This is a genomic window from Myceligenerans cantabricum, from assembly GCF_054777735.1.
The window spans coordinates 1022687-1037083 of sequence record NZ_BAAHAJ010000009.1 but is presented as its reverse complement, the minus strand read 5'-3'; the positions used below and the strand labels follow the sequence as shown (position 1 = coordinate 1037083).

Here is a 14397-nt window from a genome sequence, read left to right as displayed (position 1 = left end):
CCCGGCTCCTTGCCCGTTCCAGCGGGCGAGGAGCCGGGTCGTCGTCGTCGCACCGAGGAGGAATCACGCACATGGCTGAGTACAAGCTCCCTGACCTGAGCTACGACTACGGGGACCTGGAGCCGCACATCTCGGCGAAGGTGATGGAGCTGCACCACTCCAAGCACCACGCGACCTACGTCAAGGTCGCCAACGAGACGCTGGAGAAGCTCGCCGAGGCGCGCGACAAGGGCGACCTCGGCTCGATCAACCAGCTCGAGAAGAACCTCGCGTTCAATCTCGGCGGTCACGTCAACCACTCCGCCTTCTGGACCAACATGTCCCCGGAGGGCGGCGGCGAGCCGACCGGCGAGATCGCCACGGCCATCGACGAGCACTTCGGCTCGTTCGCGAAGTTCAAGGCGCACTTCACCGCCGTCGCGACCACCGTGCAGGGTTCGGGCTGGGCGATCCTGGCCTGGGACTCGATCGGCGAGAAGCTCGTCGTGGTCCAGCTCTTCGACCAGCAGGGCAACATCCCGATGGGCCTCACGCCGATCGTGCTGCTCGACTGCTGGGAGCACGCCTACTACCTCGACTACCTGAACGTCCGCCCGGACTACATCAAGGCCTGGTGGAACATCGTCAACTGGGCCGACGCTTCCGAGCGTCTCGCCCGCGCGAAGACCCAGACGTCGGGCCTGATCGTCCCGACCGTCTGAGTCCCGTACCGACGACGGCGGTCCGGGGCCCTTCCACCGTGAAGGTTCCCCGGACCGCCGTCGTCGTGCGTGGTGGCCGCTGGAGGGCTCGTGCGGGCCGTCGCCGCCCGGTCGACGGGCGTCAGGGCTCTGCCGCGGGCTCAGTCGTCGAGGCCCAGGGCGAACGCCTGCTCCAGGTCCTTGCTGGAGTACGCGCGGAACGCGATGAGGGTCTCCGTGCGGGTGACCCCCGGGACCTTGTTCACCGTGTCGGAGACGACGCCTGCGAGCTCCTCGTGCTCGTGCACGCGCACGATCGCGACGAGGTCGACCTTCCCGGTCACCGAGAAGACCTCGGTCACCCCGGGGATGTCGGTGACGGCCTCGGCGACCTCGGGGATGCGGGCGGTCTCGGCGTCGATGAGGACGATAGCGGTCAGCATGGCGCCATCGTAATCACCTCGGCGGGCGGGCCGCGCGGGCGTCGTGGGCGCGGGCCGGCGCGGGGCCGGCGGCGGGCTCCCGGGGGGCGCCGCTGTGAGCGGGGACACGTCACACGTGGACTCTTGGCTCCAGGATTGGCACGATGGGGTTCTATGAGGTTCATCGGCGGTCGAGGACAGGTGCAGTGGGGGTGGTGCCGCGATGAGTGACGTCACGGAACGCACGTCGTCGCGGGCGAAGGAGCTGCTCAGCCTGGTGCGGGGGCAGGGGCGCATCGAGGTGAGCGAGTCCGCGCGGCTGCTGGGCGTGTCCCAGGAGACGGTGCGGCGCGAGCTGCGCAAGCTGGAGGCGCAAGGCCTGATCCGGCGCAGCTACGGGCTGGCCTTCCCGGTCGAGTCCAGCACGTTCGAGACAGCGTTGGCGGAGCGCACGCAGAACTTCCCGGAGGAGAAGGCGCGGATCGCCGAGGAGGGGGCGCGGCGTGTCGGCGAGGCCCGCACGATCTTCATCGACGAGGGGTTCCAGTCGCTGCTCCTGGCCCGGGCGATGCCGGACGACCGCGACCTGACGATCGTGACCACGTCCCTTCCCATCGCGTCGGAGCTCGCCGGCCGCGACAACCTCCAGGTGATCATCGTGGGCGGACGGGTGCGGGGGAACACGCTCGGCGTCGTCGACGGCTGGGCGGTGGACATGCTGCGGGACTTCCGCATGGACCTGGCCTACATCGGGGCGAACGGCGTGACCGTGTCCGACGGTCTCACGACGCCGGACCCGGCCGTCGCGCACGTGAAGGCGGCGGCGATCGCGTCGAGCCACCGGAAGGTCTTCGTGGGGGCGCACCACAAGTTCGGGGTGACGAGCTTCGTGCGCTTCGCCGAGCTGACCGATTTCGAGGTCGTGATCACGGGCGTGGAGCTGCCGGCCGCCCGGGCGCGGGTGTTCAGCGACGCGGGCGCGCACGTCGTCCAGATCTGACCGGTTTCGCGGCTCTCGCCGCGCGAGACCTTGGCGTGACCGCCGCGTGATCTCAGCGTGACCTGCGTGTTGACCGGTTCCCACGGTGTCGTTTCCGGTTCGTGGACGGTGTCCGGGCGACGGTGTGCGTTTCGGAGGGACCGTTCCTGCGCACTCGTGTGATCGTGGTCACTGCGTGACCGGGCGCTGTGCCCGTTCCCGCCCGGACCCTGACCGGTTGACCACGGCGTTCGTTGACCCCGTCGCGGGCCGGGCACAACATGACGACGTTGACCAGAACCGCGCGACGACGACGGCGCGCGGACCCACGACGAGGGGAACAGAGCGATGACGCTCACGACGAGGATGCGCCGGGCGACGGGCCCGGCTGTGCTGGCAGTCGGCGCGCTGACGTTGGCCGGCTGTGCGGGAGCCGGCGGTGGCGGCGGCGGTACCGGTGATGGCGGCGACGGTCCGGTCGAGCTGACGCTCGCGACCGTCAACAACCCGCAGATGAAGGACATGGAGGAGCTCAAGGGCGAGTTCGAGGAGGAGCACCCCGACATCTCGGTGAACTTCGTGCAGATGGAGGAGAACGATCTGCGCGACGCCGTGACGAAGGACATCGCGACCGGTGGCGGACAGTACGACATCGTGACCATCGGCTCCTACGAGGTCCCGATCTGGGCCGAGAACGAGTGGCTGGCCGACCTCACGGAGCCGCTGGCCGAGGACCCCGACTACGACGTGGACGACCTGTTCCAGCCCGTCAAGGACGTCGTCACGGTGGACGACTCCCTCTACGCGGTGCCGTTCTACGGCGAGTCGTCGATGCTCATGTACAACAAGGAGATCCTCGACGACGCCGGCATCACCATGCCGGAGAACCCCACCTGGGACGAGGTCGCGGACGCGGCCCGCAAGGTCGACGGCGACGGCGTGACAGGCATCTGCCTGCGCGGCAAGCCCGGCTGGGGCGAGCTGTTCGCCCCGCTGACCACCGTGGTGCAGACCTACGGCGGCACGTGGTTCGACGAGGACTGGAACGCCCACGTCAACGACCCCGAGTTCAACGAGGCCGTGCAGTTCTACGTGGACCTCGTGAACGACGCCGGCCCCGCCGACCCGGTCTCGACCGGCTTCACCGAGTGCCTCAACACGATGACGCAGGGCAAGGCGGCCATGTGGGTCGACGCGACCGTCGCCGCCGGCATGCTCGAGGACCCGGAGGCCTCCGAGGTCGCGGGCAAGATGGGCTACGCCCACGCCCCGGTCAAGGAGACCGAGGAGTCCGGCTGGCTCTGGTCGTGGAACCTGGCGGTCCCCGAGACCACGCAGAACCAGGAGGCGGCCACCGAGTTCCTGAAGTGGGCGACCAGCAAGGAGTACCACCAGCTCGTCGGTGAGGAGCTCGGCTGGACCCGCGTGCCCCCGGGCGCGCGCCAGTCGACCTACGAGATCCCGGAGTACATCGAGGCCGCGGAGTCCTTCGCGCCGATCACGCAGGACATCATGCTGTCGGTCGACCCGACCAAGCCCGGCCTGTACGAGCAGTCGTGGACCGGTGTCCAGTACGTGACGATCCCGGAGTTCCAGGACCTGGGCAACCAGGTGTCGCAGGACCTGTCCGACGTCTTCTCCGGTCGCAAGGAGCTCGGCCCGGTCCTCGACCGCGGCCAGGAGCTCGCCGAGGAAGCCGGGGAAGCACAGTGACCGGAGGGCGCCGCAGCCTGGCGATCTCACGTGCGCTGCTGTGGCCGGCGCTGATCGTCGCCATCCTGCTCACGCAGATCCCTCTGGTGGCGACGCTCTTCTACTCGTTCCAGGAATGGAACCTGCTCCGGCCGGGTCAGCGCGGCTTCGTCGGGTTCGCGAACTACGCGAAGGTGCTGTCCGACGGGTCGTTTCTCTCGTCACTGCTGAACACGGTCCTCGTGACCGGTTCAGCGGTGGTGGGGGCCACCCTGCTCGGCCTGCTGTTCGCGATCCTGCTGGACCGCAAGTTCCTCGGCCAGAGCGTGGCCCGCACCCTGATGATCACGCCGTTCCTGATCATGCCCGCCGCGGCGGCGCTGATCTGGAAGTGGTCGATCCTCGACTTCACGTACGGCATGGCGAACTGGGCCCTGTCGCTGGTGGGCATCCCGCCCGTCGCGTGGAACACCGAGGTGCCGGCCGCGACCGTGATCATGGTCCTGATCTGGCAGTACACGCCGTTCGCCATGCTCATCCTGCTGGCCGGCCTCCAGTCGCAGCCCCGCGAGGTGCTCGAGGCGGCCAGCGTCGACGGCGCGGGCAGGTTCCGGACGTTCACCTGGATCACGCTGCCGCACCTGCGGCAGTACGTCGAGATCACGGTGCTGCTCTCGACGATCCTGCTGCTCCAGGTCTTCGACCCGGTCGCGATCATGACCAAGGGCACGGGCGGCAGCAAGACCCTGTCGTACCTGCTCTACGAGCGGGCGTTCATCGGCCTCGAGGTCGGTGAGGCCGCCGCCTACGGCGTCATGACGGTCATCGTCACGATCATCGTGGCCACGGTGGCCCTGCGCACCCTGTTCAAGGTCTTCTCGGAGGAAGGGCTGATGAACCGATGACTACCCTCGGTCTGCCGATCACGACGAAGGCCCGCCCCCCGGCGACACGTCCGGGGCTCCTGAACCGCCGCGTGCGGGGCATCCTGCTCACCACGGTGACCTGGATCGCGGTGCTGGTGTTCTTCTTCCCGGTGGTGTGGATGGTGTTCACCGCCTTCAAGCCGGAGAGCCAGGCAGCGACCCTGCCGCCGACGTTCGCCCCGGACTTCACGCTCGACCGCTTCCAGGCGGCGTTCGACCGCGACATGATGCCGTACCTGATCAACTCGGCCAGCGCGAGCCTCGGGTCGACGATCCTCGTCCTGGCGCTCGCTGTCCCGGCCGCCTACGCGCTGAGCGTGCGCCCCGTGAAGAACGTGCGCGACCCGCTGTTCTTCCTGATCTCGACGAAGTTCATGCCCGTGGCGGCCTCGATCATCCCCGTGTACCTGCTGCTGCAGGCCGTGGGCGGGCTCGACAACATCACGTGGCTGACGATCCTGTACGTCGGGATCAACCTGCCGATCGCGGTCTGGATGATGCGGTCCTTCCTGGCCGAGGTGCCGCGCGAGATCATCGAGGCCGCGCAGATCGACGGCGCGGGCCTGCGCACCGAGATCTTCCGCGTGGTGCTGCCGATCGTCCTGCCCGGCGTCGCCGCGGCCGGCCTGATCTGCTTCATCTTCGCCTGGAACGAGTTCTTCCTGGCCAACCTGCTGACCACCCAGGTCGCCCGGACGACGCCGCCCGTGCTCGGGAGCTTCGTGGACGGACGCGGGCAGTTCCTGTCCGTCCTGTCCGCGGCGTCGACCATCGCGATCGTCCCGGTGGTGATCGCCGGCTGGATCGCGCAGAAGCAGCTGGTGCGCGGGCTCGCGATGGGGGCGATCAAGTGACGACCGAACCGGTGAGCGAGGCAGGGCAGATGGCGGACGGTGCGCTGACGGCGCTCGCGGCAACCTACGACCGGTCCGGGATCACCCCGGGGATCGTCCACGTGGGGGTGGGCGGGTTCCACCGCGCCCACCAGGCCATGGTGGTCGACGACCTGCTGCGCCGCGGCGGGCACCGGGACTGGGGGATCTGCGGCGTCGGCCTGCTGCCGGGCGACGCCCGGATGCGGGACGCGCTGGCGGCCCAGGACAACCTCTACACGCTGGTGATCAAGCACCCGGACGGGTCGCTGGAGCACCGCACGGTGGGCAGCATCGTCGAGTACCTGCTAGCCCCGGACGACCCCGAGGCGGTCCTGGAGCGCATGGCCGACCCGGCCACGCGGATCGTGTCCCTCACGATCACCGAGGGCGGCTACAACTTCGACCAGGTCACCGGCGAGTTCGACACGGCCACCCCTGCCGTCGTCGCCGACGCCGTGCCCGGGGCCGTCCCCGCGACGGTCTTCGGGTACGTCGTCGAGGCGCTGGCGCGGCGGCGGGCACGCGGGATCCCGCCGTTCACCGTGATGTCCTGCGACAACGTGCAGGGGAACGGCGAGAAGGCGCGGACGGTGTTCTCGGCGTTCGCGGCGATGCGGGACCCGGAGCTCGCGATCTGGATCCGTGACGAGGTCGCGTTCCCGAGCTCGATGGTCGACCGGATCACGCCGGTGACCACCGACGCGGACCGTGAGCTCGTGCGGGACCGGATCGGGGTCGAGGACCGCTGGCCGGTCGTGGCCGAGCCGTTCTTCCAGTGGGTGCTGGAGGACGAGTTCCCGCTCGGCCGCCCGGAGTGGACGGACGCCGGCGTGCAGCTGGTCGACGACGTCGAGCCGTACGAGCTGATGAAGCTCCGCCTGCTCAACGCGTCGCACCAGGCGATGGCCTACTTCGGCTACCTCGCCGGGCACCGGTACGCCCACGAGGCCACGGTCGACCCGGCGATCGCCGCGCTGCTGCGCGGCTACATGGAGGCGGAGGCGACCCCGACGCTGCGTCCCGTGCCGGGTATCGACCTGGACGACTACCGCGCCACGCTGCTGGAGCGCTTCGGCAACCCCGAGGTGCGCGACACGCTGGCCCGGCTGTGCATGGAGTCGTCGGACCGGATCCCCAAGTGGCTCGTCCCCGTGATCCGGGAGCGGCTGGCCGCCGGGGGAGACGTGCGCCTGTCGGCGGCGATCGTGGCGAGCTGGGCGCGCTACGCGGAGGGCGTGGACGAGGACGGGCAGCCGATCGACGTCAACGACCGGCTGGCCGAGATCCTCGTGCCGCGGGCGCTGTCGCAGCGGTCCGACCCGCTCGCGTTCCTGCGGGACCCCAGCCTGTTCGGCGGCCTCGTCGACGAGCCCCGGTTCACGGAGCCCTACCTCGACACCCTGGAGAAGCTCCACACGATCGGGTCCGCGGCCACCCTCAGGAGCCTGGCAGGGGAGTGAGCGCAGCACCGCCCTCCCGCGTGCTCCGAGGCAGCGTCTCCCGTGTTGGAGGCGCTGCCTCGGCGTTCCCGGCCGGCCGAGGCGGCACGCCCGAGCCGGGGGAGGCCGCCTCGGCCGCGGCGGTGGCGTCCGGCGGGAGCGTGATCTCTTCTCGTACCTTGTCCGCCGCCCACGCGAGGCTCGCGTGGGCGGCGGCGCCGCGTACGGGGCACGTCAGCTCGCCGTCGACGACGACGAGCCGCACCCCGGGCTGGTCCAGCCAGCCGAGCACCAGGTCGGCCTCCTCGGGGTGGCTCGCGGGCGTCGGCGCGACCGGCCGTGCCACGACCTCCGCCGTCGCCCGCGCGGCGGCCACGAGCTCCAGCGGGTCCTCGCCCCGCGCGCTCACGGCGGTCCCGGCCAGCCGCCCGTGCCGCACCACCACGACCTCCCAGCCGCCGGGCTCGCCCGGCGCCCCGGCGACACCCGCCGGCCGCGCGGCGACCAGCTCAGCGCAGCGCGCGAGCGGGTCCAGCCGCTGCGCACGCTGCGCGCCCTGGACGAACGCGCGCAGCCGTCGCGTGACCTCCCCGGCCTCCTCGAAGCGCTCCTGGGCGGCCAGTCGCGCGATGCGCGCGGACAGCGCCCGGACCACGGGCGACGGGTCGCCCACGAGGACGTCGCGGGCGGTCGCGGAGACGTCGTCGTACGCCGCGTCGGGGCCGGCGGTGGCGACGCACGGCGCGGAGCAGCGCCCCATCCCGGCCAGCGCGCACGGGCTGCCGGGCACCCGCGGGACGCGCGCGATGCGGGCGGTGCACTGGCGCAGCGGCAGGGCGTCGTGCAGGGCGGACACCGCCTCCTTCGCAGCGCGCGACCCGCCGAACGGCCCGATGTGCGCGATCCCCGACGCGGTGTCCCGCACCACCGACAGCCGCGGGTACGGCTCGTCGGTGAGCCGCACCCACACCGCGCGTTCCGGGTGCTTGGAGCGCCGGTTGTAGCGGGGCTCGTGCTCGGCGATCAGCCGCAGCTCGCGCACCTGTGCCTCCAGCGGCGTCGCGCACACGACCGGCGTGACGCGCTCCGCGATCCGCACCATCTCGGTCATGCGGCGCCGCTTCTCGGCGGCGGTGAAGTACGAGCGGACGCGCCCCCGGATGTTCGTGCTGGTCCCCACGTACAGGACCTCGTCGCCGGGGCCGCGGAACAGGTAGACGCCGGGCGCCTCGGGCAGGTCGGCCGCCAGGTGGCGCTTGGCGCGCACCTCCGGCGGGACCGGGTCCGCGGCCGTGCGGAGGTCTTCGAGGTGGGTGACGCCCATCGGTCCCAGCCGGTCGAAGAGCGCGTGCAGCACGTCGACCGTGGCGCGGGCGTCCGACAGCGCGCGGTGGTCCGGCGTCACCTCGGCCCGGAAGAGCCGGGCGAGCGTGGACAGCTTGTGGTTGGGGGCCTCGTCCCGGGGGACCACCTTGCGGGCCAGCGGGACCGTGTCGACCACGCCGAAGCCCGGCCACTCGTAGCCGAGCCTCTCGCAGGCGGCCTTGAGGAAGCCGACGTCGAACGGCGCGTTGTGCGCCACCAGGACCGCGTCGTGCGCGAACTCCAGGAAGCTCGGCAGCACCTTCGCGATGTCCGGTGCCGTGGCGACCATCGCGTTCGTGATCCCGGTCAGCCGCGCGACGAAGGCCGGCACGGGCTGTCCTGGGTTCACCAGCGACTGGAACTCGCCCAGCCTCTCCCCGCCCCGCACCTTCACGGCCCCGATCTCCGTGATGCCGCCCTCGCTCGCCCGGGTCCCGGTGGTCTCGAGGTCCACGACGACGAACGTCACGTCCCGCAGGGGGGTCCCGAGCTCGTCGAACGAGGCCTGGTACGGAGTGCTGCTCACGGCCCCGAACACTAGTACGGGTCACTGACAGCGGCTGCCCCGTGCACCGCCCAGGCCGGGCGAGCCGGATCTTTGCGTGCCAGTACGGGATAAGTGGGACACATCCAGTGCCACTTTTGGTTGACATTCGTTATAAGTCCTCTTAGATTCGGTCATGAATCACGCGATCCGCGGGTGGACGTCCCGAAGGCGCCTCGCACGAGGAGCCGGACGGGGGCCGCACGCGCCGCGAGGGCGTGGCCTCCGGCCACGACGGCCACGAGCTGCATCCCTGGAGGGAACGACGATGAGGTCCACCTTCTCGACACCGTCCGACGACGCCGATGACAGCGCTGACAAAACTGACAGCGCTGACGCCGAGCCCCGGCCCGCCGCCGAGCCTCGGCCCGCGGACGGGCTCCTGCCCGCCGGTGTGTCCCGCCGCTCGGTCCTGACGGGCACGCTCGCCGGGATCGTCGCCCCGGCGGCGGTGGTGACGCTCGGCGCCGAGACGGCGGCGGCCACCGCACGCACCGCACCCGCGGCGACCGGGCTGCTCGGCAGGACCCGGCACATCACGCTGTTCGCCGAGGAGCTGCCCGGCGGCCTGTACGGGTACGGGCTCGCCCCCGGGCAGGCCACCATCCCGGGGCCGCCGCTGGAGATGTGGGAAGGGGACACCCTCGAGATCGAGCTGGTGAACACCACCGACAAGCGGCTCTCGGTCCACCCGCACGGCGTCGACTACGACACCGCGTCCGACGGCAGCCCGATGAACGCCTCCGCGTGCGGGCCGGGGGAGAGTCGCACCTACATCTGGCGCACCCACGCGCCGCACCGCACGGAGGACGGGCGGTGGATGCCAGGCAGCGCCGGCTACTGGCACTACCACGACCATGCGATGGGCACCGCGCACGGCACCGAGGGCCTGCGCAAGGGGCTCTACGGCGCGCTGGTGGTCCGTCGCGAGGGCGACGTCGTGCCCGACCGGCAGCACACCGTCGTCTTCAACGAGATGAGCATCAACAACAAGACGGCGCCCGACACCCCGCTGCTGGAGGCGAACCTCGGCGAGACCGTCGAGTTCGTCGCGATCGGGCACGGCGACCAGTTCCACACCTTCCACCTGCACGCCCACCGCTGGGCGAACAACCGCACCGGGTACCTGTCCGGGCCGGACGACCCCAGCCAGGTCGTCGACAACCGCGACCTCAACCCGGGCTCCTCGTTCGGGTTCCAGGTGGTGGCCGGCGAGGCGGTCGGTCCCGGCGCCTGGATGTACCACTGCCACGTCCAGTTCCACTCGGACGGCGGCATGGCCGGGATCTTCCTGGTCCGCAATGCCGACGGCTCCATGCCCGACGGTGCACAGCACGCGATCGACCGCTTCCACCAGCACGGCGGTCACACGCAGAACTGACCTCGATCACGCGCGAAGGAGCAGTGATGGAACGGACAGGAAGAAACCGGGGCAAGACCCTCGCCCCGCGCAGGACGGCACGGAACACCCTTGCGGCTGTCGCGGGCGCCGCCCTCGTCGCCGGGATGGCCACCCTCCCGGCGCAGGCGGAGCGCAGCACGGCCGACGACCCCACGAGCGCGCCGACGAGCGCACCCGCGGATCCCGCCGCGGCCGGAGTGCCCGCCACCATGGCGGCGCCGGGGGACCCGTCCGACAGCACCGTGCTCGTCTTCCACGGGGCGCCGGGCGACCAGGTGGACCCGGTGCGGGTCGCCACCTCGACGGTGCGGGAGCTGGGCGCCGAGCACGGCTTCTCCGTCGAGGTGGCCACCGATCCCGAGGTCTTCACGACCGAGACCCTCGCGGGCTACCGCGGCGTGGTCTTCCTGTCCGCCGAGGGGACCGAGCTCACGACCGCGCAGGAGGGTGCGCTGCAGACCTACGTGCAGGGCGGCGGCGGGTTCCTCGGCGTCCGGGACGCCGCGCGGGCCCAGAGCCGTTCGCAGTGGTTCACCGGGCTGATCGGTACCCGCCCGGCCGGGAACCTGCCGGACCCGCTGGACGTCACGGGCGTCACCGCGACCGCGGAGAACCCGCCCCGCGAGGTGGCGGCGAACCTGGTCGACGGCGACCCGAGCACCAAGTGGCTCGCCTTCGAGCCCACCGCGACCATCGACCTGGAGACGGCGGAGCCTGCCGTGGCCGCCCGGTACGCGCTCACCTCGGCGAACGACTCCGACGGGCGCGACCCGCAGGACTGGACGCTGCAGGGCTCGGCCGACGGGGAGACCTGGACCGACCTGGACACCCGGACCGGGGAGGACTTCCCCGACCGGTTCTCTCGGCAGGAGTACACGATCGACCACGACGGCGCCGCCTACCGGTTCTACCGGGTGGACATCACGGCGAACGCGGGCGACGACATCACCCAGCTCGCCGAGATCGAGCTCTTCGACGCCTCGGGGGACGAGGATCCGGAGCCCGAGGCCCCGGTGCAGGAGGCGACGGTCGACGTCGTCGACCGCGAGCACCCGGCGAACGCGGGGCTGCCCCTGCGCTGGACCCGCGAGGACCGCTGGCTCAACTGGTCGCCGAACCCGGTGGGCGACGTGCACACCGTGGCTCAGGTCCAGGAGTGGGACTACGAGCCGGGCGAGGGCGCCAACGGCCCGTTCCACCCGGTCTCGTGGTGCCGCGACTACGACGGCGGCCGGTCCTTCTACACCGGCATGGGCGGCACCGCCGAGAGCTATGCCTCCGACGAGTTCCGAGACCACCTGCTGGGCGGGCTGCTCTGGTCGACCGGCATGGTCCGCGGGGACTGCCAGGCCACCATTGCCGCGAACTACCGGTCCGAGCGGCTGACGGCGCAGAACGCCGAGGGCGTGCTCGACCAGATCGGTGAGCCGCACGGGCTCACCGTGGCGCCGGACGGCGGCGTCTTCTACATCGGCAAGGCGGCGTGCCCCTCCGGGCCGGTCGTGCCCTGGGACGACCCCGACGTCGGGCTCGGCTGCGGCACCGTGCACCGCTGGGACCCGGAGTCGGGCGAGACCGAGCTGCTGACCACGCTCGACGTCATGGGCAACCGCGGCAGCGGGGACGAGCTGGTCAAGAACGAGGAGGGTCTGCTCGGGATCGCCCTCGACCCCGGGTTCGCCGAGAACGGCTGGGTCTACCTGTACTGGATGCCGCACGAGTCGGTCGACCGCGAGCGGCGCACGGGCATGCGGACGGTGTCGCGGTTCACGTACGACGCCGAGACCCGCTCGATCGACCAGGCCACCCGCGAGGACCTCCTGGAGTGGGAGACGCAGGTCCACAGCTGCTGCCACGCCGGCGGCGGCATGGACTTCGACGACGACGGCAACCTGTACGTCGGGTCGGGCGACAACAACTCTTCGGGCGGGTCGGACGGCTACTCCGGCAACAACTGGACCGAGGAGTTCGCCGGCATCTCGTTCCAGGACGCCCGGCGCACCGCGGGCAGCACGAACGACCTGAACGGCAAGATCCTGCGGATCCACCCCGAGCCGGACGGGACGTTCACCATCCCCGAGGGGAACCTCTTCCCGGAGGCCGACGACCCGGGGGACAAGACGCGCCCGGAGATCTACGTCATGGGCGTGCGGAACATCTCCCGGCTGGCCTACGACACGCAGAACGACTGGCTGACGGCGGCCTGGGTGGGCCCGGACGCCTTCGCGCCGGACCCTGAGCTCGGCCCGGCGAAGTACGAGACCGCCACGATCATCACGGAGGCGGGCAACCACGGCTGGCCGTACTGCATGGGCGACAAGCAGCCGTACCGCGACCGCAGCAACGAGGACGCGAGCGTCCTGACCGGCTGGTACGACTGCGACAACCCGAAGAACACCTCGCCGCGCAACACGGGCCTGGTCGACCTCCCGCCGGTCCGCGACAACATGATCTGGTACTCGCCGGGCGGCGGCGGGCCCGTCTTCCCGATCGGTGCGGACGGCATCCCGTCCTACGTGGAGGACGAGGTCACCTACACCCAGCCCTATCTGCGGGGCGGCGGTCAGGCAGTGATGAACGGCCCGACCTACCACCGGTCCGAGATCGACACCGGCAGCGGCGTCGCCTGGCCGGAGTACTGGGACGGCAAGTGGTTCATCGGCGACCAGTCGAACGCGGCCAACCGCATCGCCGTGACCCCGGACCCGGACACCGTCGAGCAGGCCGGCCCGCCGGCCTTCGCGGAGGACCTGCGCAAGATCATCCAGGGCGGCAACGGGAACACGCAGGTGCAGAGCTGGATGGACGCCAAGTTCGGCCCCGACGGCGCCCTGTACCTGCTCGACTACGCCAGCGGGTTCTTCTCCCTGCACGACAACCAGAAGCTGGTGAAGATCAGCTACACCGGCGGCGCGCCGACGCCGGCTCCGGCGGGCTCCGCGGCGAGCGTGCAGAGCGACCCGCTGACCGTCGCGTTCACGGGCAGCCGCTCGGGCGGCGTCTCCTACGCCTGGGACTTCGGGGACGGGAGCACCTCGACGGAGGCGGACCCGCGGCACGCCTACGCGCGTCCCGGCAGCTACGACGCGACGCTCACGGTCACCTACGCCGACGGCGAGGAGACGACGGTCGACGTGCCTGCCGAGATCACCTGCACCGTCCCGGACGCCCGGGACACGGTCTGGCTCGGTGACACGGACTCGGGCGTCCCGAACGCCGTGGTGGGGGACTGTACGATCGGCGACCTCATCAACGACGAGGGCGAGTGGGACACCAACGGCAGGTTCGTCAACCACGTCGCCGCGGTGGCGGGGCAGCTGCGGTCCGACGACGTCATCACCGCCCGGCAGGAGCGGCGGCTGCGCACCGCCGCCGTCCGTTCCGGCATCGGCGCCGAGGGCTCCACCGGGTACCGGTGGCTCTTCGACGGGACCGCCGGCTCCCTCACGGACTGGCGGCAGGCGCCGGGCGGCGGCTTCGACCTGACACCGGGCGGGTCCCTGCGGGCCCACGGCGGCCTGGGGATGCTCTGGTACACGGGCGAGGAGCTCGGGGACTTCTCCCTGCGGCTGGAGTTCAAGGACGTCGCCCCCGGGGACGAGCACGCCAACAGCGGCGTGTTCACCCGGTTCCCGGACCCGCGGACACCGCGGGACGAGCGGCCCGAGTGCGGGCAGCTCACGGACCAGGAGGCCTGGGTGGCGATCTACTGCGGCCACGAGATCCAGATCTACGACGGGGACAGCGGCGAGACGCAGAAGACGGGCTCCGTGTACAACTTCGACCCGAACACCCTCCAGGAGGCCCGGCCGACCCCGAAGGGGGAGTGGAACGACTACGAGATCCGGGTCGTCGGCCAGCAGTACACGATCCTCCGCAACGGCGAGGTGATCAACGAGTTCGACGCCTCCCCCGGGAAGGAGTCCTCGCGCCCGGGTGACCCGCCGACCGACCTGCGGCAGTTCCTCAGCGGGTTCGTGGGCCTGCAGAACCACAGCGACGCGGACGCCATGGAGTTCCGCAACATCCGGGTCCGGGACCTGTGACCGTGCCGGTGAACAGGAGGGGTGCAG

Annotated in this window: 10 protein-coding genes; 8 read left to right on the top strand and 2 right to left on the bottom strand. The window is 71.2% G+C overall.

Features of this window, described 5'->3' with window-relative positions; genetic code table 11:
- Positions 1-71: 71 nt before the first annotated feature.
- Positions 72-701, top strand: coding sequence for a superoxide dismutase (locus ACYU96_RS13735; protein WP_460754303.1), 630 nt, complete (start codon positions 72-74; stop codon positions 699-701).
- A 140-nt stretch (positions 702-841) separates the two neighbouring features.
- Here the strand turns inward: ACYU96_RS13735 and ACYU96_RS13730 are convergent, their stop codons facing one another.
- Positions 842-1123 carry an Lrp/AsnC family transcriptional regulator gene (locus ACYU96_RS13730; protein WP_460754300.1) on the bottom strand — a complete coding sequence of 94 codons (282 nt, stop codon included), beginning with the start codon at positions 1121-1123 and terminating at the stop codon, positions 842-844.
- Between the two features lie 202 nt (positions 1124-1325).
- Between ACYU96_RS13730 and ACYU96_RS13725 the strand changes: the two genes are divergently transcribed.
- From ACYU96_RS13725 to ACYU96_RS13705, 5 genes are all read left to right on the top strand, one after another.
- On the top strand, positions 1326-2102 hold the full coding sequence (locus tag ACYU96_RS13725; RefSeq protein WP_460754297.1) for a DeoR/GlpR family DNA-binding transcription regulator: 777 nt from the start codon (positions 1326-1328) through the stop codon (positions 2100-2102).
- 327 nt (positions 2103-2429) lie between these two features.
- Positions 2430-3794: an ABC transporter substrate-binding protein gene (locus ACYU96_RS13720; protein ID WP_460754295.1), complete on the top strand. Its 1365-nt coding sequence runs from the start codon at positions 2430-2432 to the stop codon at positions 3792-3794.
- Complete coding sequence (locus ACYU96_RS13715) at positions 3791-4678, top strand: carbohydrate ABC transporter permease (RefSeq protein ID WP_460754292.1); 888 nt, start codon at positions 3791-3793, stop codon at positions 4676-4678. Before ACYU96_RS13720 ends, ACYU96_RS13715 begins: the two co-directional genes overlap by 4 nt.
- A complete protein-coding gene (locus ACYU96_RS13710) occupies positions 4675-5553 on the top strand; it encodes a carbohydrate ABC transporter permease (RefSeq protein ID WP_460754289.1) in 879 nt (292 codons plus the stop codon). Before ACYU96_RS13715 ends, ACYU96_RS13710 begins: the two co-directional genes overlap by 4 nt.
- A 29-nt stretch (positions 5554-5582) precedes the next feature.
- Entirely contained in the window at positions 5583-7034 is a 1452-nt protein-coding gene (locus tag ACYU96_RS13705) for a mannitol dehydrogenase family protein (protein WP_460754657.1), read from the top strand.
- On the opposite strand, the gene ACYU96_RS13700 is transcribed toward ACYU96_RS13705, so the two are convergent.
- Positions 7012-8904, bottom strand: coding sequence for a DEDD exonuclease domain-containing protein (locus tag ACYU96_RS13700; protein WP_460754287.1), 1893 nt, complete (start codon positions 8902-8904; stop codon positions 7012-7014). The genes ACYU96_RS13705 and ACYU96_RS13700 overlap by 23 nt on opposite strands.
- Before the next feature lie 286 nt (positions 8905-9190).
- Here ACYU96_RS13700 and ACYU96_RS13695 point away from each other — a divergent pair, with 286 nt between their 5' ends.
- Both ACYU96_RS13695 and ACYU96_RS13690 read left to right on the top strand, forming a co-directional pair.
- Positions 9191-10303, top strand: coding sequence for a multicopper oxidase domain-containing protein (locus tag ACYU96_RS13695; protein WP_460754284.1), 1113 nt, complete (start codon positions 9191-9193; stop codon positions 10301-10303).
- Between the two features lie 26 nt (positions 10304-10329).
- Positions 10330-14370 carry a ThuA domain-containing protein gene (locus ACYU96_RS13690; protein ID WP_460754281.1) on the top strand — a complete coding sequence of 1347 codons (4041 nt, stop codon included), beginning with the start codon at positions 10330-10332 and terminating at the stop codon, positions 14368-14370.
- Positions 14371-14397: the final 27 nt, after the last annotated feature.

Bases quoted from the DNA above. Each gene is read 5' to 3' on its own strand.
- ACYU96_RS13735 (WP_460754303.1), top strand. From the start codon at position 72: ATGGCTGAGTACAAGCTCCCTGACCTGAGCTACGACTACGGGGACCTG.
- ACYU96_RS13730 (WP_460754300.1), bottom strand. From the start codon at position 1,123: ATGCTGACCGCTATCGTCCTCATCGACGCCGAGACCGCCCGCATCCCC.
- ACYU96_RS13725 (WP_460754297.1), top strand. From the start codon at position 1,326: ATGAGTGACGTCACGGAACGCACGTCGTCGCGGGCGAAGGAGCTGCTC.
- ACYU96_RS13720 (WP_460754295.1), top strand. From the start codon at position 2,430: ATGACGCTCACGACGAGGATGCGCCGGGCGACGGGCCCGGCTGTGCTG.
- ACYU96_RS13710 (WP_460754289.1), top strand. From the start codon at position 4,675: ATGACTACCCTCGGTCTGCCGATCACGACGAAGGCCCGCCCCCCGGCG.
- ACYU96_RS13705 (WP_460754657.1), top strand. From the start codon at position 5,583: ATGGCGGACGGTGCGCTGACGGCGCTCGCGGCAACCTACGACCGGTCC.
- ACYU96_RS13695 (WP_460754284.1), top strand. From the start codon at position 9,191: ATGAGGTCCACCTTCTCGACACCGTCCGACGACGCCGATGACAGCGCT.
- ACYU96_RS13690 (WP_460754281.1), top strand. From the start codon at position 10,330: ATGGAACGGACAGGAAGAAACCGGGGCAAGACCCTCGCCCCGCGCAGG.